The 19429-nt window shown below is 64.9% G+C and carries 16 protein-coding genes; 7 read left to right on the top strand and 9 right to left on the bottom strand.

All coding sequences use genetic code 11. The annotated features are described in order from the left end of the window. Positions 1-10: 10 nt before the first annotated feature. Positions 11-1663, bottom strand: coding sequence for a methyl-accepting chemotaxis protein (locus tag ACR9ZC_RS16655; protein ID WP_481581140.1), 1653 nt, complete (start codon positions 1661-1663; stop codon positions 11-13). Positions 1664-2055: 392 nt separating this feature from the next. Between ACR9ZC_RS16655 and ACR9ZC_RS16650 the strand changes: the two genes are divergently transcribed. Beyond that, positions 2056-3462 carry a methyl-accepting chemotaxis protein gene (locus ACR9ZC_RS16650; RefSeq protein ID WP_481581139.1) on the top strand — a complete coding sequence of 469 codons (1407 nt, stop codon included), beginning with the start codon at positions 2056-2058 and terminating at the stop codon, positions 3460-3462. A 140-nt stretch (positions 3463-3602) separates the two neighbouring features. Next, complete coding sequence (gene mscL / locus ACR9ZC_RS16645) at positions 3603-4049, top strand: large conductance mechanosensitive channel protein MscL (protein ID WP_481581138.1); 447 nt, start codon at positions 3603-3605, stop codon at positions 4047-4049. A gap of 68 nt (positions 4050-4117) precedes the next feature. On the opposite strand, the gene ACR9ZC_RS16640 is transcribed toward mscL, so the two are convergent. Together ACR9ZC_RS16640 and ACR9ZC_RS16635 are read right to left on the bottom strand one after the other, a co-directional pair. Then, positions 4118-6109, bottom strand: coding sequence for a hybrid sensor histidine kinase/response regulator (locus ACR9ZC_RS16640; protein WP_481581137.1), 1992 nt, complete (start codon positions 6107-6109; stop codon positions 4118-4120). Positions 6110-6153: 44 nt separating this feature from the next. Further along, the gene (locus ACR9ZC_RS16635; protein WP_481581136.1) at positions 6154-7758 is read right to left on the bottom strand and encodes a sensor histidine kinase; all 1605 of its coding nucleotides are present in this window, start codon (positions 7756-7758) and stop codon (positions 6154-6156) included. A gap of 384 nt (positions 7759-8142) precedes the next feature. Here ACR9ZC_RS16635 and ACR9ZC_RS16630 point away from each other — a divergent pair, with 384 nt between their 5' ends. Continuing rightward, positions 8143-8625, top strand: coding sequence for a hypothetical protein (locus ACR9ZC_RS16630; protein WP_331572195.1), 483 nt, complete (start codon positions 8143-8145; stop codon positions 8623-8625). 35 nt (positions 8626-8660) lie between these two features. On the opposite strand, the gene ACR9ZC_RS16625 is transcribed toward ACR9ZC_RS16630, so the two are convergent. Then, positions 8661-9548: an NAD(P)-dependent oxidoreductase gene (locus ACR9ZC_RS16625; RefSeq protein ID WP_481581135.1), complete on the bottom strand. Its 888-nt coding sequence runs from the start codon at positions 9546-9548 to the stop codon at positions 8661-8663. A gap of 181 nt (positions 9549-9729) precedes the next feature. Here ACR9ZC_RS16625 and ACR9ZC_RS16620 point away from each other — a divergent pair, with 181 nt between their 5' ends. Next, positions 9730-9939 (top strand): dodecin, encoded by a 210-nt coding sequence (locus ACR9ZC_RS16620; RefSeq protein WP_173258142.1) that lies wholly within the window; start codon positions 9730-9732, stop codon positions 9937-9939. Between the two features lie 75 nt (positions 9940-10014). Here ACR9ZC_RS16620 and ACR9ZC_RS16615 read toward each other — a convergent pair whose 3' ends face one another. The 4 genes from ACR9ZC_RS16615 to ACR9ZC_RS16600 form a co-directional block, all read right to left on the bottom strand. Next, on the bottom strand, positions 10015-11103 hold the full coding sequence (locus ACR9ZC_RS16615) for a BMP family ABC transporter substrate-binding protein (RefSeq protein ID WP_481581134.1): 1089 nt from the start codon (positions 11101-11103) through the stop codon (positions 10015-10017). A 72-nt stretch (positions 11104-11175) separates the two neighbouring features. Next, positions 11176-12105: an ABC transporter permease gene (locus ACR9ZC_RS16610; protein WP_440559370.1), complete on the bottom strand. Its 930-nt coding sequence runs from the start codon at positions 12103-12105 to the stop codon at positions 11176-11178. A 46-nt stretch (positions 12106-12151) separates the two neighbouring features. Further along, positions 12152-13255, bottom strand: a complete 1104-nt coding sequence (locus ACR9ZC_RS16605; protein WP_331572186.1) for an ABC transporter permease — start codon at positions 13253-13255, stop codon at positions 12152-12154. Between the two features lie 73 nt (positions 13256-13328). Further along, positions 13329-14924, bottom strand: a complete 1596-nt coding sequence (locus ACR9ZC_RS16600) for an ABC transporter ATP-binding protein (RefSeq protein ID WP_481581133.1) — start codon at positions 14922-14924, stop codon at positions 13329-13331. Positions 14925-15124: 200 nt separating this feature from the next. On the opposite strand from ACR9ZC_RS16600, the gene ACR9ZC_RS16595 reads away from it, so the two are divergent. Then, positions 15125-16060: a LysR substrate-binding domain-containing protein gene (locus ACR9ZC_RS16595; protein WP_331572182.1), complete on the top strand. Its 936-nt coding sequence runs from the start codon at positions 15125-15127 to the stop codon at positions 16058-16060. A 37-nt stretch (positions 16061-16097) separates the two neighbouring features. On the opposite strand, the gene ACR9ZC_RS16590 is transcribed toward ACR9ZC_RS16595, so the two are convergent. Continuing rightward, a complete protein-coding gene (locus ACR9ZC_RS16590; protein WP_481581132.1) occupies positions 16098-17495 on the bottom strand; it encodes an 8-oxoguanine deaminase in 1398 nt (465 codons plus the stop codon). A gap of 229 nt (positions 17496-17724) precedes the next feature. On the opposite strand from ACR9ZC_RS16590, the gene uraH reads away from it, so the two are divergent. Further along, the gene (gene uraH / locus ACR9ZC_RS16585) at positions 17725-18081 is read left to right on the top strand and encodes a hydroxyisourate hydrolase (protein WP_481581131.1); all 357 of its coding nucleotides are present in this window, start codon (positions 17725-17727) and stop codon (positions 18079-18081) included. Between the two features lie 39 nt (positions 18082-18120). Beyond that, on the top strand, positions 18121-19314 hold the full coding sequence (locus ACR9ZC_RS16580) for a urate hydroxylase PuuD (RefSeq protein WP_481581130.1): 1194 nt from the start codon (positions 18121-18123) through the stop codon (positions 19312-19314). Positions 19315-19429 lie beyond the last annotated feature (115 nt).

Here is a 19429-nt window from a genome sequence, read left to right as displayed (position 1 = left end):
CCGCTGCGCGTCAGACCGGCAATGCGGCAGCCGTGGCAGGCTCGCGCCGTGTGTGTGATGCCGGCGCATGAGAGACGGCCGCGCGTGCATTTGCGGTGGCGGCAGCGCCCGCATGCGCGTCGACACGAAACGCCGCAACGGCAGCTTCGAGTTGTGCCGCTTGCTCTTCGAGCGACGCCGCCGCGGCGGCGGCTTCTTCGACGAGTGCCGCGTTTTGCTGCGTCACCGTGTCCATCTGCATGACGGCCTGGCCGATCTGATCGATGCCGTTGGATTGCTCGACCGAAGCCGTGCTGATCTTGCCGATGATATCGGTCACGCGCTGCACGGCGCCCACGACTTCCTGCATCGTCGTCCCGGCACGCGCAACGAGTGTCGTGCCCGCCTGCACCTTATCGGCCGACTGCGCGATCAACGCCTTGATCTCCTTGGCGGCGCTCGCGCTGCGCTGCGCGAGCGAGCGCACTTCCCCGGCCACCACGGCGAAGCCCCGGCCCTGCTCGCCCGCGCGTGCCGCCTCGACGGCCGCGTTGAGCGCGAGAATGTTGGTCTGGAAAGCGATGCCCTCGATCACGCCGCTGATGTCGCCGATCTGATTCGAACTCGATGCGATGTCTTCCATCGTCCGCACGACATCGCTGACGACCTCGCCGCCGCGCGTCGCCGTGAGCGATGCCTCGTCGGCCAGCGCATTGGCTTCGCGCGCATGATCCGCGTTCTGTCTGACCGTCGCGGTCAGCTCTTCCATGTTCGAGGCCGTCTGCTGCAGCGAAGACGCCTGCTCTTCGGTGCGCTGCGAGAGGTCGGCATTGCCTGACGCGATCTCGCGCGCGCCGTGCATGATGGCCTCCGAGCCGCTGCGCACCCGGCCCACGGTCGAGGCCAACGCGGTCTGCATCTGCTTGAGCGCCGTCACGAGACGCCCCATCTCGTTGTTGCGGCTCGTATCGATCGCACCGGTCAGGTCGCCCGAGGCAATCCGCTCGAAGTGACGAATGACGCTGTCGATCGGCCGCACGACCGCCGCGACGAGCGCCGTACGCGCGATGATGCCGATGACGAAGGCAACGAACGCCATTGCGGCGGCGGCAAGCGCCAGCGTGTGGAACGCCTGCTGCGCCCGATCGTAGCGCGCCTGCTGATGCCGGACCTGCAACGCTTCGAGCGCCGTGATCGCGGCATCGTAGCGCGCGTAGAGCTGATTGGCTGTGCGTCCCTGGATATTGCGGAATGCGTTGAAATCGTTATCCGTCAATGCCTTGAACTCGGGCTCGATGCCCTGGTCGATGAGCGCCTTGCGGGCCTCGCCAACATTGTTCGCCAGCGTGGTTTCTTCGGCGTCGCGCGGTTTGCGCAGATACTCGGTCCATTCCGTGTCGCTCTGCTTGAGCACGTCATGCGCTTTCGGCAGCATGTCGTCCGAGGCCTCGCCCATCGCAAACAGCGTCTCGTAGCTGGCCAGCGCCAGCCGCAGTTGCAGCATGCGCTCGGAACTCGTTTTCAGATGCGTGAGCGCAGCCGTATCGGTCGCATACATCTGGCGAAGCGCATCGTTGCTTTGATTGAGCCCAAGCATCGCCACTACCATCGTTGCAATGAGGGCGAGTGTGTAACCCGCGATGGTGAGCGTCAGCCCGCCGCGTATCGTCAAGCGATTGAACATGATATCGGCATGCGCGCCGCAAAAGGAACGCGCACGGTTTCTCCCGTAATGTGTGACGCACGCACGAATGGGCTCTCTGACGGAGCGTGGGAACTAGCCCGGGGCTGCTGCGAGGGGTCTCATCGGGCGCGTCGTGCGTGCAAAGCCGCCGCTCAATCTAAAGACTTGTTCGCGCACGCGCAATGGCGGAAATTCACTACTCCGCAAACCTCAAGTCGGAACGCTGTCGCGCCGTAAACACATGGGTCGAGCATGCGGCGGCCGTGTCGTTCGCGACGCCTTCGATGCACTCGCGCGTAAGGCCTGCGTAAGCCAGATTCGATAGAACTGATTCGCACCGGCGTTGGCCGGGAAGAAAAACGACCGGAGCCGAGCTCCGTCAGGAGACCTTCATGATGCGCTTCGTCAAGCGCCGGCCCCGCTCCGCGCACTCGCTCGTCGGCGATATCGCCGAGCACGCGGGCAAGCTCGGCGTCGAAATCTGCGATGTATCCGGCCACGTCGAAGAGGTCGCCAACCGCGTCGCGACTCAGGCGCACGTGTGCCGGCAGTTGCGCGAGTCCGCCGCCGTGACGATGGCCGGCAACCACCGTATCGCCGAAGCGGCGCGCCAGGTGCGTGTCGTCAGCGCCGAAGCCTCGCAAGCCGTCGACGAATCGCGCATCACGCTCGACGCATCGCTCGAGGATATTCATGGGCTCGTGCGAGGTGTGACGGGCATCGCCACGCAGATCGACGCCTTGCGCGAAGCACTCGCTCATGTCAGCAGCGTATCCGAAGAGATTTCGCTCATCGCCCGGCAAACGCATCTGCTCGCGATCAACGCTGCGATCGAAGCGGCGCGCGCGGGCGAATCGGGCAAGAGCTTCGCCGTCGTAGCCGCCGAGGTCAAAAACCTCTCGAGCAAGACGGCTCAAGCGACCTCGCAGATCGAAGCCACGCTCGCGCGCCTGACCTCACAAACCGAGCAATTGATTGCCGACGGCACAGAGAACACCGCACGCGCCAATCGCGTGAAGGACGGTACGCGCGCGATCGGCGAAATCGTCGCGTCCACCGGCAACGCCGTGACCAAACTGCACGGCGAAGCCGAAGAGATCGCGACGCTCACGACCGAAATCGAAACGCAATGCCATACGCTCGAACAGGCGGTGGCCGCCATCGCGAACGACGTCGAGCAATCGGGCGAAAACTTCCTTCAAGCGAAAGACCGCCTTTCCAACCTCGTCAGCGTCTCGGAGACGCTGATCGAACTGACCGCCGCAACGGGCGTCGAGACGCCCGATACGCGTTTCATCGAGGCCGTGCAGCGCACCGCCGCGGCGATCGGCAAGGCGTTCGAGGCCGCCATCGCGCGCGGCGATATCCGGCTCGATGACCTCTTCGACGCCAACTATGTGCCGATCCCCGGTTCCGATCCGCAGCAGTTCATGACGCGCTTCACGCAATTCACCGACCGGGTGTTGCCGGCGTTCCAGGAGCCGCTGCTCGCGCTCGACGAGCGGGTCGCGTTTTGCGCTGCCGTCGACGTCCGAGGCTACCTGCCGACGCATAACAGGAAGTTCTCGGAGCCGCAGCGTCCTGGCGAGCCCGCCTGGAACGCCGCGCACTGTCGCAATCGCAGGATTTTCAACGACCGAACGGGACTCGCGTGCGCCACGCATACGAAACCGTTCCTGCTGCAGACGTACCGCCGCGACATGGGCGGCGGCCAGTTCGTGACGATGAAAGACGCATCGGCACCGATCTTCGTCGCAGCACGGCATTGGGGCGGACTGCGCCTCGCCTATCGGATCTGAGCAAGCACGGCGAGATCGACGCGACGGCCGAAGACGTGCCGCGCAACGAACGAAAAAACGCGCGCTCGGCGCACCCGTTCGCTATCATGGCCGCGGGCGCCATTCATTGCCGCGCGCCCTTCACAAGGAGGGAAGAAAACATGAGCATCGTGAAGGAGTTCAAGGAATTCGCCGTCAAGGGCAACGTGATGGATCTCGCGATCGGCGTCATCATCGGGGGCGCCTTCTCGACGATCGTCAATTCGATCGTCAAGGATCTCATCATGCCGCTCGTGGGCGTGGCAACGGGTGGGCTCGATTTCTCGAACAAGTTCATTCGCCTGGGCGACATCCCTCCCTCGTTCAAGGGCAACCCCGATTCGTTCAAGGATCTGCAGACGGCAGGCGTCGCCGTGTTCGGTTATGGCTCGTTCATCACCGTGGTCATCAACTTCCTGATCCTCGCGGTCATCGTCTTTGGAATGGTGAAGTTCATCAACAAGCTGCGCGAGCGCGAAGCCGCCGAGCCCGCCGCGCCGGCGGAGCCGCCGCCCCCGTCCGAAGACACCGTACTGCTGCGCGAGATACGCGATTCGCTCAAGCGCTGAGCGACCGAGCGCTCAGAGGCCGATCTCGGGCGACGCGCGAAGGACGTCTTGCGCAGTCGCGCATCGCCTCACGCCACCGCTGCGCGCGCGCCGCCGCCGCCGGCTTTTTCCGCCGCGGTGCGCTGGATGAGCTCTTCGAGTTGAGCGAAATTGACGGGCTTCGTGAGGTGCGAAGTGAACCCGGCCGCCAGGCAGCGCCGCACATCCTCGTCCGTGCCAAAGCCCGTCAGCGCGACGGCCGGGACTTGCGAGCGCTGACGGAACGCGCCGATGAAATCGATGCCCGTGCCATCGGGCAAGCCGATGTCGCTGACGATGAGGTCGAACGAAGCCCCCTGCGATGCGGACAGCGCGCTTGCCACTGAGGACGCGACCGTCACCTCATGGCCTAGCCCGCGCATCAGCTGCGCCATGACTTCGGCCGTATCGGCGTGATCCTCGACGAGCAGTATCGCCAACCGCTCGTCGGCGCCGCCCGCGGCGGCGTCGGTCACCTCGGGCGCCGCCGCGGGCGCGGCAACGGTCGGCAGAGCAATCGCGAAGGTCGCACCGCAATGCGGCCCGGGGCTGTGGGCGCTGACAGTGCCGCCATGGGCGTCGGTCAGTGCCTTCGTGATGGCCAGCCCCAGACCCAACCCGCCGAACTGCTGGGTCATCCGTTGACTGCCCTGTTCAAACGCATTGAAAAGCTTGCCGATCTGATCGGGAGCAATGCCGATTCCCGTATCCTCGATCGAGATTTCGATCTGCATGCGCGCGTCGCGCGTGCGCACATAGATATGGCCGCCGTCGGGCGTGAACTTCGCCGCGTTACGCACGAGATTCCAGAGCATTTGCTGCAGCCGGGCGCGATCCGCCAGCACATAGCGGTTGCTCGCCATTTTCTCGACATTGACGTCGAGCTGCTTGACCTGGATCTCGCTGTGAAAGAGTTCGAGCACACTGTCGATCACTTCGTGTACGTCGACCGCTTCGAGCGAGAGCCGCAATTTTCCGTTGGCAACGCGCGTGAGATCCAGAAGGTCGTCGATGAGCCGCGCCTCCAGTTCGATGTTGCGCCGGATCATCTTGACGGTTGCTTGCGCGGCATCGGGCAGGCCCGGCATCACCTCGAGCACGCGCGTCCCCGCGAGCACCGGGGTCAACGGCGTGCGCAGCTCGTGCGAGAGCATGGCGAGGAAACGATCCTTCGCGCGATTCGCTTCCTCGGCCGTTTGGCGCGCGCTTTGTTCGGCAGCGAGCAGGCGCTCGCGCTCGTCGATCGCCTCGCGCTGCGATTGGATGTCCGTGCAACTCGCGAACCATTTGGCGATGCCGCCATTCGCGTCGCGCACCGGTGCGATGCGCATGTCGAACCAGCGGTATCTCCCATCGCTGCCCCGAATGCGCAGCTCGTGCCGATGATCGGCCGCATCGCCTCGGACCGCGTCGAGCCAGTTGCGGCGCAGCGCTTCCCGATCGTCTGGATGCACCGCGTCGAGCCAGCCGAGGCCGCGCGACGCCGCCTCGTCGAGCCCAGTATAGGCGTACCACTGTTTGGAGAAGAAGTCGCACTCGCCGCGCGAGTTGCTCGTAAAAACGAGGTGCGGCAAGGTCTCCGAAAGACTCCGGTAATGTGCCTCGCGGTCGCGCAGCAGCAGGGCCTCCGCCGACGCACGCTGCAGGCGAACCTGCGCGAGCACGCGTTCGACGGCTTCCGGCAGATAGTCGAGGTAGCCTTCCGACTTCGGCACCACGTCCGATATGCCGGCGCGCAGCGCCTCGATGACTCGCGATTCGTCGGTGAACCCGGTAACGAGGATGGCAGGCAGCGCGATGCCCTCCCGCCGCAGCCGGCGAAAGAAATCAAGCCCTGTTTCAGCGCACCCGAGTTGATAGTCGAGCACGAGCAGATCGGGCCGGTCGCCCTCGATGCTCGCGCGCGCCGCCACGACGTTCGAACTCGAAAACACGCGACAACCCGCGCGCTCGAGCGATTTTCGCGCGAGGCGCAAGATGCCCTCGTCGTCGTCGACGACGAGCACGCGGGCAGTTGCCGGGCCAGGCGCGGCGTCGTTCATACGGGTGTTCGCCTCTCGATTGGTTTGTCGTTTTCTTTGACAGATTACGAACGGACTGGTTGTTCCGGCAGTGTCACAAAAAACGTGGACCCCACGCCTTCCTCGGATTCGACCCAGGTGCGGCCGCCGTGCCGTTCGGTCACGCGCCGCACGAGCGCGAGCCCGATGCCGTCGCCCTTGGTTCGATCGCCATGCAGCCGCTGGAACGCACTGAACATCTTCGACATATAGGCCTTGGGGATACCGAGCCCGTTGTCACGCACATAATAAGTGCGCATGCGTGTCGCACGCTCGCCGGGCTCGGCGGGCGGCTGCTCGAGCGCGCCGATTTCAATGCGGCCGGTTCGCGTCGGGTCCAGATAATTGACGGCGTTACCGATGAGGTTGCCGAAAATCTGCTCGATCGCCGTCGGGTCGCCCCATACCGGGGGCAACTCACCGACCGAGATCGCGACACCGCGCTCGCTGATCTGCGCATGCAGCGATTCCACCACACGCGCCACGGCCCGCGCCACACTCACCCGCTGCCACTGATACTCGAGGCGGCCCGCTCGCGAAATGCGCAATAGTGCGTCGATGATCGACGCCGAGCGCGAGACGGCGGTCCGCAAAAAATGCAATGCCTCGCTCAAATTACCATCCAGCACGTGGGAGATGCGCGCTCGCTCGGGTCCGGGCAAACGCGCGTCGTCCAGCATCCCGCGCAATTCATCGCACGATACCTGCAGCTCCCGCGAAAAGCCCTGCAAATTGACGAGCGGCGAGCGCAAATCGTGCGAGACGCTATAGATGAACATATCGTTGTCCTGCTTTTGCTGGCGCAGATTGTCATTCACCTCGGTCAGTTCCCGCGCGCGCGCCTCCAGCGTGCGCTGCAACGCGATCTGTTCCTGGTCCGCGGCCGCCAGCCGGGCGCTGGTCCGATGGAGCACGGCGTCGAGCTCCGCCAGTTCGTCGTTACCCGCGAGCGGTGCGCCGAGCGACTGCGCGCGGCCCAACCGCTCGGCGTTGGCAGTCAGCGTGGCCAGCCGGCGGCCGATATTGCCCGCGAAGCCCAGCGCCGCAACAGCCCAAATCAGCATCGAGCCGGCAATCGCGGCCACGAGCGCATGACGCTGCTCGTCGCGTGTGGCGGCAAGCTCGGCGCTGCGCTGCGCATCCAGCCGCGATTCGGCATCGACGAACGCATCGAGTTCGTCGCGAAATACCCGGATGGGCTCCGGCAGCGGCGAGTCTTCGACCGACGCCAGCCGGATCCGCTGCCCGCTGCGCAGTGCGGCGTAGACTGCGTCGGCCTGCGCGCGATAGGCATTGACCGCTTCGCGCATGCGCCGCACGCGCTCCACCTGAAGCGGATCGTCGCCAACGAACCGCTCGAGTTGCGCCAGCCGATCGCCCAGGTCGACCCAGACCGTGCGACGGTCGATAAACGCGGGGTCGCCTGCGATGAGCCCCGCGCGCACGCGGGACGCCGCGCGCAAGAGCGGATCGGCGATCACCGACGCCTGATAGAGAACCTGCTTACTGTGCGCTGCCCACTGCGCGGCCTGCGACGTCTGCTCCTGAGTCTTCGACAACATGCCGAGCAATGCCAGTTCGACGACGCTCGGCACCGCGATCAGCAGCAGCCCCTTCGTGAACAGTTTCATGTGTCCTTAGCGGCCCTCTCCTGTCTCCTCTTGCTCCGAACCGCGCGCCGTAAATCGATCGTGGCTGCGCCGCGGCACGGCCCTTGCGGCCGAGAGGAACGTGAACCGCCCCATTATCGTCGCTGCCGTTCGATATTTCAACGCGCCCGAAGAGGCGCGAGCGTACGCAAAATCGCCATTTTTTCTCAATTCGATGAGCACGCGCACGATACACGGGCCTATTATTGGCATAGATGTCGGGCGAGTGTGGGGACGCGAGTCTCGCACGCTTGCGCCACTGCATACGGGGCACGATTTGCATGAAGCATGCGCCGATCGTGAAGACGCCGTATCCGTATGCTATAAAAGATCGACGTGCGGCGCGCGAGAGCCGGGAGTGGTCGCATGAGGACGCTGTCTTTCTTGCAATTCTTTTTCAGGCGAATGTTTATGTCCTTCCCGAGAAAGCGCCGGCGCGCGAGCGCCCCGAGCGAGGAGTCCTTTCTTGCCGTGTTGCGGCAGTTCAAACCTTTCTGTCAGCTCGACACGAAGATCGCACGCGCACGCGCCCAGGACGAGCCCGTGCTCTATGCTCATGTGCTACCCGGGCTCGATGTCCTGCTTTGCAGCGTCCGCGGCGCGCAACCGCCCTATCCCGCAGTCGACGATTTGCGGCGCCGCTGCATCGAGTCGATCGCAAACGCGCTCGAACAGCCGCTCGACGGTCTCGAGAACGGTGGCTACTGGTATGAAGCCAACGGCTTCGGCTTTCTCGTGTTCGCGAGCCGTGCCCGTGCTCGCATTCTTCCGGAGTTCGGCGCCGCCGTGACGGAGCGCGGCCCGCGCCGCCAGAACGCCGGGGACGCCACCCCGCGATCGCTGCGCTGACAGCGCCGACGCTCGCGGCGCTCGCGTCTCGTGGCCTACGCCCGGCGTGGGTGGACCACGTCGATGAACGCCGCGAGATCGGCGTTGGCCAGCCCCATCGCGGCGCCGAGCCGCACGATCTGCTGCACTTCGCTTACCACCGGCATCACGGCACCGGCATCGCGGGCGGCATCGGCTATGGTGTCGATATCTTTCTGAAAGGTTTTCAACGAACCGAGCGGCGTATGTCCCGTCCCGGTCATGCGCGGCACGAACGTGCGTAGCAGCACCGAATCGGCCCAGCCCCCCGCGAGCGCTTCGGGCAGCCGCGCCGCATCGATGCCGCTGCGCTCGGCCAATCCCACGGCTTCCGCGATCGCCGCGACGGTTGCGCAGACGATGGCCTGATTGCACAGCTTCGTCGTCTGCCCGGCTCCGACCTCGCCCATCCGCGTCACGCGTGCCGCATAGGCAGCGATCACGGGCGTCAGTAAATCGATGTCATCCGCCGCGCCTCCCGCCATGACGGCGAGCGTTCCGGCTTCGGCACCGGGCACGCCGCCGGAGACCGGTGCGTCGATCCAGGCCACGCCGAACCGGGCTGCGCGGGCCGCATAGTCGCGCGTGGCGGCCGGTGGGATGCTCGAATGGTCGACGATATGCCGGATCCGGCCCGCCCCGGCGTCGGCACAGTCTTCGCCGAGTATGCCGCCGAGACCGAAGACGACTTCGTCGACGGCATGCGCGTCCGATACGCACAGGAAAACGGCATCCACGCGATCCGTCAGCTCGCGCGGTGTCTCCACACGGTGCGCGCCGGCAGCCAGCAGTGCCTGCGCCTTCCCGGGCGTGCGATTCCAGACCCAGACCCGGTGACCCGCCTGCAACAGGCGGCGCACCATCGGGCCTCCCATGAGACCCGCGCCGCAAAATCCGATATCCATCGTTCCCCCTTTCCCTCCAGAGCCTTGGAACGAACCCTGCGCCTTCGGCCATGGTGGCCGCGTCTCGCGCTCGGCGCATGCCTGCACCATGTGTTCGCTTGCGCGCTGTCGCCGGATTCAGTCGCATGGCGCGCGTCAGCGCTGCCTATACTTTCTTTTCCCGCCAAGAACGGAGTCTCTCATGAACGACCACGTCTACAAGCAGATCGAGCTCACGGGCTCGTCGACGAAATCGAGCGACGATGCCATCCGTTGCGCCCTTGAACGGGCCACGAAGACCCTGCGCAACCTCGACTGGTTTCAGGTGACCGAGATTCGGGGGCATCTGTCGAATGGCGCCATTGCGCACTGGCAAGTCTCGCTCAAGGTCGGCATGCGTCTGGACGATTGACGCTCGGCTTCAGCGCCCGATACCGCCGGGTCACCCGGGGGCCGCGCGGCAACGGCACGCCCCCGGTGAGCCTTCTTATTTCGGCAGCGCACCCTCGACGCCTTCGACATACCAATTGAGCCGCTGCAGTTCGGTATCGGCAAGCGCCTTGCCCGCCGGGACTTTCACCGCCCCGGACTGATCCTTGATCGGCCCGCTGAAGACGTCCCATTTGCCGCCGGCGATTTCGCCGCGCTTGGCCTCGACTTTCTTTTGCGCCTCGGCCGGGATCGCCGCGGTATTGAGGTCTTCGAGATTGACCGCCTTCTGCGGAATGCCCCACCAGACAGGCTCGTTCTTCCACTTGCCGTCGAGTACCTGCGCAATCGCGGCCGAGTAATAGACACCCCAGTGCGCGACCACCGAACCCAGATGCGCATCGGGTCCGAACTTCTTCATGTCCGAGTCCCAACCGAAGGCATGGACTTTCCGGGCCTCCGCCGTTGCAAGCGTCGCGCTCGAATCCGTGTTTTGCAGCAGCACATCGGCCCCTTGACCGATCAGCGTTTCGGCCGCCTGCTTTTCCTTGCCCGGATCGAACCAGCTGTTGATCCAGATGACCTTCGTATGGATCTTCGGATTCACTGAGCGGGCACCGAGCGTGTAAGCATTGATGTTGCGGACCACTTCCGGAATGGGCACCGAGGCGACGAAGCCGAGCGTATTCGTTTTGGTCACATAGCCGGCGACCACGCCGGCCAGGTAGGCGCCCTGGTACATTCGCACATCATAGGTGCCGAAATTGGGCGCCTTTTTGTAACCGGTGGCGTGGAGAAAGACGGTATCGGGGAAATCTTTCGCGACTTTCAGCTCGAAGTCCTGATAGCCGAAGCTCGTGCCGATGATGATCTTATTGCCCTTGTTCGCCAGGTCGCGAAAAACGCGTTCGGAATCGGCCGATTCGGGCACGTTCTCGACACGGGTCACTTTGATCTTGCTTCCGAACTTGGCTTCGGCTTCCTTCGAACCTTGATCGTGCGCATAGGTCCATCCCGCGTCGCCGGGATTGCCGAGGTAGACGAACGCCACGCCCGGTGCATCCGCGGCCTGCGCCGTTGTGCCGAAGGCACAGGCCAGCGCGAGCGCGAATGCACCGGCGAGCGTGGTCGACATTTTTCTTCTCATCGAATTTCTCCGTTTGTGTGGATTGAAGCGGTTTTCATGCGACAGGTTCGTGCGCCCAGCGAAACGCGGCCTTCAGCCCGCGGCGAAGAACGGCTTGCCGAGCGACGCTGGCGCATTGAGCTTGATCGTGTTCGGATTGCGCGAGATCACGGCGAGCACGACGATCGTCGCCAGGTAGGGCAACATCGCGAGAAACTGTGTCGGCACCGGCACGCCCGCACCTTGCGCGTAAAACTGAAGACCGGTCACGGCGCCGAAGAGCAGCGCGCCGACCAGTAGCCGCCAAGGCCGCCAGGTGGCGAACACCACGAGCGCCAGCGCGATCCAGCCGCGCCCCGAAGTCAATTGCTCCTGCCAGAGCTGCAAATAGACGATCGAGTAATAGCCGCCCGCGAGCCCGGCCATGCCGCCGCCGAAAACGGTCGCGCCGTAGCGCACGCCAACGACCGAAAAGCCGACCGAGTGGGCCACTTGCGGCGATTCGCCGACCGAACGCAATACGAGCCCCGCACGCGTGCGGTAGAGGAACCACGCAACGGCGCCAAACAGGGCGAACGCAAGGTAGCCGAGGGGCGTCAGTGTAAAGACCGACGGCCCCAGCACCGGCACATGCGCGAGGCCGGGAATCGGCCATGCCGCGATCGTCGTGTGCGCCGCCGCCGACGTGTAGGGCTTGCCCACGTAGGCCGACAGCCCGATACCGAAGATCGTCAGCGAGAGTCCCGTCGCCACTTGATTGGCCAGCATCGTCAGCGTGAGAAAGGCGAACAGCAGTGCCATGGCGGCGCCGGCACCGATCGCGGCGGCCACCCCGAGCCACGCGTTGCCCGTCGTCGCCGTCACGGCATAACCGCTTACCGCGCCCATCAGCATCATGCCTTCGACGCCGAGGTTCAGCACCCCCGACTTTTCGGTCACGAGCTCGCCGAGCCCCGCATACATCAATGGAATCGCGGCCACGACCGCGCTCGCGGCGAGATTACTGATTTGATCGATGTTCATCGTTGAATCGTTGATCGGTTGATGGGCTGACGGTTCGGTGAGGGACTCAGGTTTGCCCGGCAAGCGCGACGCGCCGCACGCGGTAGTTCACGAACAAATCGGCTCCGAGCAGGCAAAAGAGCAGCAGCCCCTGAAACACGCCGCTGAGCGCCTGCGGCAGTTGCAGTGAGGTCTGGACGGCCTCGCCGCCGAGATAAAGCAACGCCATCAAGAGGCTCGCGAAAACGATGCCGACCGGATGAAGCCGCCCGACGAAGACGACGATGATGGCCGTGAACCCGTAGCCCGGCGACCAGCTCGCCTGCAATTGACCGATCGGTCCGGCGATTTCGCCCATGCCGGCCAGACCGGCAAGCGCGCCGCTCACGAGCAGCGAGGTCCAGATCGTGCGGCCCTCCGAAAACCCCGCATAGCGCGCCGCCAGCGGCGCGAGCCCGCCCACGTTCATGCGGAACCCCGCAAAGCTCTTGCGCATGAAAAGCCAGACGAGCGGAACCGCCGCGGCCGTTATGAAGATCGACGCATTCAGACGCGTGCCGCGCATGAACTTCCAATGCCAATCCCCGCCGAACGTCGGATAGAGCGCATCGCCCGAAAACATCTCCGAGATCGGAAAGTTCATGCCTTGCGGGTCGCGCCAGGGACCGCTCACCAGGAAGATCAGCAACTGGGTGGCGACATAGGTCAGCATGAGACTCGTGAGAATTTCGCTCGTGTTGAACCGGCTTTTGAGGAAAGCCGGTATCGCCGCCCAAGCCATGCCGCCAAGCACGCCTGCCGCCATCATGAGAGGCAGGATCCACGCGCCGCTCGCCTGATCGAAATGGATCGCCACGCCGCTTGCGGCGATGCCGCCCGCCAGCATTTGTCCTTCCGCGCCGATATTCCAGACGTTGGCTCGGTAGCCGAGCGCGAGTCCCAGGCCGATCAGACAAAGCGGCGACGCTTTGAGAAAGAGTTCGGACCAGCCGTTGACGCTCGAGAGCGGATCGATGAAAAAGGCGCGCATGGCGACGGCCGGATCGCGGCCGACGAGCCCGAAGATGGCGAATCCGATAACGAGCGTCAGCGCCGCCGCGATGAGCGGCACCGCAAGCCGCATCGTATGGGAAGGCGCTGTGCGGGCTTCGAGTCGGTAAGGAAATGGCATGGTCGAACGGTCGTGGTCGGTATCGTTTGTCGTATCGGTTGCGAGCGCTATGCGCCGGCGACGGCTATTGGACTCAGCTATGCGCCGGCTGCGGCTCCGACGGCGCTGCGCCCCGATCGCCGAACAGGCCCGCCATCCAGCGGCCGATCTCTTCGGCGTGCGTCTCGTCGGATTTACGCGCCGGCGACAGCCGCCCGCCCGCCAATACCGCGATGCGATCGCAGATATCGAAGAGCTCGTCGAGTTCCTCCGATACGACGAGCACGGCGACGCCCCTCGCCGACAGATCGAGCAACTGCTGACGGATGAACGCCGACGCGCCGACATCGACGCCCCAGGTCGGCTGCGCCACGACGAGCACCCTCGGCGAAAGCAGAATCTCGCGTCCGACGATGAACTTTTGCAGATTGCCGCCGGAGAGCGATTGCGCGAGCGCATCAGGCCCGCCGCATCGGACGTCGAACATCTCGATGCACCGCTTGGCGAAGGCGCGCATCGCCCGGGCGCGAATCCAGCCATGCCGCACCATGCGCGCGTCGCGATGCGCCGTCAGCAACGCGTTTTCCGCCAACGACATGGCGGGTACCGCGCCGCGCCCGAGCCGCTCTTCCGGGACGAACGCGAAACCGAGCCGCCGGCGCGCGGCGGGCGAAAGCCGCCCCGCGGGTTTGCCGCACAGCATCACCGCGTCGGCAGCGACCGCGCCATTGCCCTCGCCGGACAGCGCCGCGAGCAGCTCGGCCTGCCCGTTGCCCGACACGCCGGCGATGCCGAAAATCTCGCCCTCGTGCACGTCGAACGAGACGCCGGCGAGCGACGTGCCGAACGGATCGTTGCTCGCAACCGACAGGTCCCTGACCGAGAGCAGCACCGCCCCCGGCGTATGGGGCCGGCGCGTGTAGTCCGGCAGCGAATGGCCGACCATCAACTGCGCGAGCGACGCATGTGTTTCGTCGCGCGGCCGCACGCGACCGGTCACGCGGCCGCCGCGCATCACGGTCGCCGTATCGCAGAGCGCCTGGATTTCGTCGAGTTTGTGGCTGATATAGAGAATGCTGCAGCCCTGAGCGGCAAGACGCCGCAGCGTTTCGAACAGTTTCTGGACCGCCTGCGGCGTCAACACCGAAGTCGGCTCGTCCATGATCAGCAGGCGCGGACGCTGTAACAGGCACCGGACGATCTCGACACGTTGCCGCTCGCCGACTGCCAGGCTCGCCACATGCCGCGCGGGATCGATGTCGAGCCCGTACTCGTGCGACACGTCGCGAATCCGTTTCGCGAGCGCCGCCAGGTCGAACGGTTCGTCGAGCGCGAGCGCGATGTTTTCGGCCACGGTCAGCGTTTCGAACAGCGAGAAGTGCTGGAACACCATCCCGATACCGAGCTTGCGCGCCGCCGCGGGGCTCGCGATCTCGACCGCCGCCCCCTCCCAGCGGATTTCCCCGGCATCGGGCCGCACCGCGCCATAGATGATCTTCATCAGCGTGCTCTTGCCCGCGCCGTTTTCGCCGAGCACCGCGTGGATCTCGCCCGGCGCGACGACGAGATCCACGCCGTCGTTGGCACGCACGCCCGGATACTGCTTGCTGATACCGTGAAGTGCGAGGCGCGGTGTGCGCGGCGCCGCCGCATCGTCGAATCCGTTCTCTGAAAAGGAAAGATCGCTCATAAGTTAATCGCCTTGCCGCCGCGGCCCGCGTGCATCGCCGTGGTCCGACGATACCCAAATCCCGGCGTACCGTCGAGCCGACAAAATCGAAGGCGAACCCGACGCATTCCTCGCTTGACGCGAATTTATGCACATATTAAAAGCCTGATATCCCCGCCCCCGATCGATCAGCCGCTCAATATACGGAAAACGGAGAGAACATGAGTCAGCAACGCGAGGCGATCGACACTTACCTGCTGCGCGTCCTGCATACCCTCTTGATGGAGCGCAGCGTGACGCGCGCCGCCGTCAAGCTCAATCAGTCCCAGCCCGCGATCAGCGCCGCGCTGCGCCGCTTGCGCGACATCACAGGCGATCCGCTGCTCGTGCGCGGCAAATCCGGCATGGTGCCGACCGAATACGGCCTGAAGCTGCTCGAGCCCGTGCAGAACGCGCTACGCGAAATCGAGCGAATCCGCTTTCAGCAACATAATTTCGATCCGGCCACCTCCATTCGTTGCTACCGCATCGGCTGCCCCGACTACCTGAACGTGCTGTTCGTCCCGACCGTCGTCGAGCGCTTCCGGCAAGCCGCGCCGAACGCGCAGCTCGAGTTCCATTCGCTCGGCCCCGCTTTCGATTACGAACTCGCGCTCGAGGAGGGCAAGCTCGACGTCGTCGTCGGCAACTGGCCTGAGCCGCCCGAGCAATTGCATCTCTCGAATCTGTTCATCGACGAGATCGTCTGCGTCATGAGCAAGACCCATCCGTTTGCCAAGCGCGGCGCGCTGACACTCGACCAATACCTGAACGCCCCGCATCTCGCGCCGTCGCCCTATTCGGTCGGACAGCGCGGCGCCATCGACGTGCATCTCGCGCGCGAGCGGCTCAAACGCCACGTCGTCGTCACGCTGCCTTACTTCAATCTCGCGCCCTACGTGCTCGTGAAGTCCGATCTGATCTTCACGACCACGCGGCTCTTCGCCGATCACTACGCGAAGTTTCTGCCGCTCACCGTGCTGCCGGCGCCGCTCGACTTTCCGCCGATGCAGTACTACCAGCTCTGGCACGAACGCTCGCACTACTCCGACGAAGTGCGCTGGTTGCGCAGCGTAGTCGCCGACGCCACGCGCTCGCTCGTCGGCGATGCGGCTTGATACGGCGCAACGCCGCTTCGCGCAACGCCGCGCGCATTCAGCGCGCCGCTTGCGCGAGGCTGCGCGCGAGCGCGTTGTGCCGCGCGATAAGCGGTGCCAGTTCGAGCGTTTCGAGCCGGCCTTCGCGCACGACCACCTTCCCGTCGATCACGCTCCAGGCAGCGGGAGACGGAGCGCAAAAAACCAGTGCGGCCACGGGGTCGTGCAGCCCGCCCGCGAAGCCTGGTTGACGCAGGTCGAAGGCCACGAAATCGGCCGCCATGCCGGGGGCGAGTGCGCCAATATCGTCTCGGCCGAGCACGGCGGCCCCACCGAGCGTGGCGAGTTCCAGCGCCTCCCGCGCACTCATTGCATCGGGGCCGAAGCCCACGCGCTGAAGCAGCATGGCCTGCCGGGCCTCGGCCACCATCTGTGCGCCGTCGTTCGAGGCCGAACCATCGACGCCCAGTCCCACCGGCACGCCGGCGTCGCGCATGGCCCGGATCGGGGCGATACCCGATGCAAGCCGCATGTTCGAGCACGGGCAATGGGCAACGCCCGTCCGTGTGTGTGCGAAGCGCCCGATACCTGCCTCGTCGAGTTGCACGCAGTGCGCATGCCACACGTCCGGGCCGACCCAGCCGAGGTCCTCGGCATACTCGGCGGGCGTCATGCCGAAGCGTTCGCGTGTATAGGCCACGTCGTCGACGTTTTCGGCCAGATGCGTATGCAGCGAGACGCCGTATGCCCGCGCGAGCGCCGCCGATTCGCGCATCAGATCGCGGCTCACCGAAAACGGCGAGCACGGGGCGACCGCGATACGCAGCATCGCGTAGCGGCCGGCGTCGTGATAGGTCTCGATGAGGCGCTGCGTATCCGTCAGAATCGCGCCCTCGTCCTCCACGAGGGCATCGGGCGGCAGGCCGCCGTCCTTCTCGCCCACGCTCATGCTGCCGCGGCTCGCGTGAAAGCGCATGCCGATGCGTGCCGCCGCCGCAATGCTGTCGTCGAGCCGGCTGCCGTTCGGGTACAAATAAAGATGATCGCTCGATGTCGTGCATCCCGAGAGCACGAGCTCCGCCATTGCCGTCAGCGCCGAGACTTCGATCATCTCCGGTGTCAGATGCGCCCAGATGCGGTAAAGGCTCTTGAGCCAACCGAACAGTTCCGCGTTTTGCGCCGCGGGGACTGCTCGGGTCAAGCTCTGATACATGTGGTGGTGAGTGTTGACGAGACCAGGCATCACGAGATGGCCGGCCAAATCGAGCACTACGTCCGCGCCGCCCGGCAATTCGCTCGTCGGCCCGACGGCGGCGATCCGGTTGCCTTCGATAAAAAGCCCCGCATCGCGCAGTTCGCGGCGCGCCCCGTCCATCGTCACGAGCACGTCGGCATGCTTGACGAGCAGCGTTGCGGGCCGCGGCGCAGGTGCTCCGGCGCCTGACTGATCGGGCATGTACGCTCCCTATGTAGACAGGCCCTAACGATCGAGGGCCAAAATAGCGGTGGCAATGGGTCCACCTGCGATACCCACCTTCACGGCTACGATATAGTCGTCCTCGCCGGCGCGAGTCCGGCTCCATCCCTGCCGCGCGTCATGCGAGCGCCATTATCTTTCCTATCGGTCGCGCACGCAGCGTTTCGACTTTTTAGAATGCCGACATACGAACTCAGGACCGCATGCGATGGGAAAACTCACCACCCACGTGCTCGACACCGCGCACGGCCGGCCGGGCGCCGGCATCAGGATCGAACTGTTCGCGCTCGGCGGCGACGATAGCCGCGCGCTCGTCGCCACCGCTGTCACCAATTCGGACGGCCGCTGCGATGCGCCGCTCGTCGAAGGCAGCGCGTTCGCGACAGGCGAGTACGAGCTCGTCTTTCATGCAGGCGATTACTTCGCCGCGGCCGGCGTTGCCCTACCGCAACCGCGCTTCGTCGATCGCGTCGTACTGCGCTTCGGCGTGGCGGATGCGGCGGCTCACTATCACGTGCCGCTCCTCGTTTCGCCGTGGGCGTACAGCACCTATCGCGGCAGTTGACGCGCCGCGACGATCGCAATCGAATGCTGGAGACACTTCATGGCAGGTTTCGTAACCGATTGGCTCAACCTCGCGATCCGCTGGTTTCATGTTGTTGCCGCGATCGCCTGGATCGGCGAGTCGTTTTACTTCGTGGCACTCGACAACAGCCTCAAAAAACCGAAAGACGCGGCCCTCGCCGCACGCGGCGTATCGGGCGAGCTCTGGCACGTGCATGGCGGCGGCTTTTACAACATGCAGAAATACATGGTCGCCCCCCCGGCGTTGCCCGACCATCTGCATTGGTCGAAGTGGCCGTCCTACACCACGTGGATGTCAGGCTTCGCGCTTTTTACCGTGCTCTATCTGTTTGCACCGGACACCTATCTGATCGATCGCAATGTGCTCGACATGGGGCCGGTGGTGGCGATCGCTTCGGCGCTCGGTTTTCTCGCCGCCGGCTGGACCGTCTACGATTCGCTGTGCCGTGTACTCGGCTCGAACGATCGGCTGCTCGCCCTATGCGTAGGCGCGTATGTGCTCGCGGCGATCTGGCTCGCCTGCCACGTCTTCGCCGGCCGCGCCGCCTATCTCATCGTCGGCGCGATGCTGGCGACGATCATGTCGGCCAACGTGATCTTCGTGATCATCCCGGGGCAACGCAAGATGGTCGACGCCATGCTGAAGCGGCAGACCCCCGACCCGATCTACGGCAAGCGCGGCAAACAGCGCTCGGTGCACAACACCTATTTCACACTGCCCGTCGTTTTCGCGATGCTATCGAACCACTACGCGATGACCTACGCCCATCCTTATAACTGGGCCGTGCTCGCACTCATCATGCTCGCGGGGGCATTGATCCGGCAGTTCTTCGTGATGCGTCATCGCGGCGAGGCACGCTGGTATCTGCCGGCCTCCGGCATTGCGCTCGTATCGATCGCGCTCGTATGGACGATGCCGCGATCGGTCGCGCCGCAAGCCCAGGCGGCTCAGGCTAGCGCGCTGCGCGTTGCCGATATCGCACCCATCCTGCAGGGCCGGTGCGTGGCCTGCCACTCGGCGCATCCAAGTTTGATGGGTAGCGCGCCCGCGGGCGTCATGTTCGATACCCACGAGCAGATCGAGCAAAACGCGCAGCGTATCTACCAACAGGCCGTTCAGTTGAAGTCGATGCCGCTCGGCAATGTCACCCACATGACCGACGACGAGCGAGCGAAGCTAGCGGCATGGTTCGAGTCCGGCGCGCAACAGTGAGCGGCCGAAAAAAAACCCGCCGACAAGGGCGGGCAGGTAGAGTCCGTCGCACGGTACCGCGGTTTCCGAGCGAGCGCTGAAATGCTCGGCTACCAACCTCCACGACGGACCAGAG

It is taken from the genome of Trinickia sp. HAY1-2D, from assembly GCF_056754935.1.
This window is presented reverse-complemented; position numbering and strand designations above follow the sequence as displayed.

What these genes read in the sequence shown, in the direction of transcription:
- ACR9ZC_RS16590 (WP_481581132.1), bottom strand. Translation starts at nt 17,495, where the DNA reads ATGCCCGATCAGTCAGGCGCCGGAGCACCTGCGCCGCGGCCCGCAACG.
- ACR9ZC_RS16615 (WP_481581134.1), bottom strand. Translation starts at nt 11,103, where the DNA reads ATGAGAAGAAAAATGTCGACCACGCTCGCCGGTGCATTCGCGCTCGCG.
- ACR9ZC_RS16605 (WP_331572186.1), bottom strand. Translation starts at nt 13,255, where the DNA reads ATGCCATTTCCTTACCGACTCGAAGCCCGCACAGCGCCTTCCCATACG.
- uraH (WP_481581131.1), top strand. Translation starts at nt 17,725, where the DNA reads ATGGGAAAACTCACCACCCACGTGCTCGACACCGCGCACGGCCGGCCG.
- ACR9ZC_RS16650 (WP_481581139.1), top strand. Translation starts at nt 2,056, where the DNA reads ATGATGCGCTTCGTCAAGCGCCGGCCCCGCTCCGCGCACTCGCTCGTC.
- ACR9ZC_RS16620 (WP_173258142.1), top strand. Translation starts at nt 9,730, where the DNA reads ATGAACGACCACGTCTACAAGCAGATCGAGCTCACGGGCTCGTCGACG.
- ACR9ZC_RS16610 (WP_440559370.1), bottom strand. Translation starts at nt 12,105, where the DNA reads ATGAACATCGATCAAATCAGTAATCTCGCCGCGAGCGCGGTCGTGGCC.
- ACR9ZC_RS16655 (WP_481581140.1), bottom strand. Translation starts at nt 1,663, where the DNA reads ATGTTCAATCGCTTGACGATACGCGGCGGGCTGACGCTCACCATCGCG.
- ACR9ZC_RS16600 (WP_481581133.1), bottom strand. Translation starts at nt 14,924, where the DNA reads ATGAGCGATCTTTCCTTTTCAGAGAACGGATTCGACGATGCGGCGGCG.
- ACR9ZC_RS16630 (WP_331572195.1), top strand. Translation starts at nt 8,143, where the DNA reads ATGAGGACGCTGTCTTTCTTGCAATTCTTTTTCAGGCGAATGTTTATG.
- ACR9ZC_RS16635 (WP_481581136.1), bottom strand. Translation starts at nt 7,758, where the DNA reads ATGAAACTGTTCACGAAGGGGCTGCTGCTGATCGCGGTGCCGAGCGTC.
- ACR9ZC_RS16625 (WP_481581135.1), bottom strand. Translation starts at nt 9,548, where the DNA reads ATGGATATCGGATTTTGCGGCGCGGGTCTCATGGGAGGCCCGATGGTG.
- mscL (WP_481581138.1), top strand. Translation starts at nt 3,603, where the DNA reads ATGAGCATCGTGAAGGAGTTCAAGGAATTCGCCGTCAAGGGCAACGTG.
- ACR9ZC_RS16595 (WP_331572182.1), top strand. Translation starts at nt 15,125, where the DNA reads ATGAGTCAGCAACGCGAGGCGATCGACACTTACCTGCTGCGCGTCCTG.
- ACR9ZC_RS16580 (WP_481581130.1), top strand. Translation starts at nt 18,121, where the DNA reads ATGGCAGGTTTCGTAACCGATTGGCTCAACCTCGCGATCCGCTGGTTT.
- ACR9ZC_RS16640 (WP_481581137.1), bottom strand. Translation starts at nt 6,109, where the DNA reads ATGAACGACGCCGCGCCTGGCCCGGCAACTGCCCGCGTGCTCGTCGTC.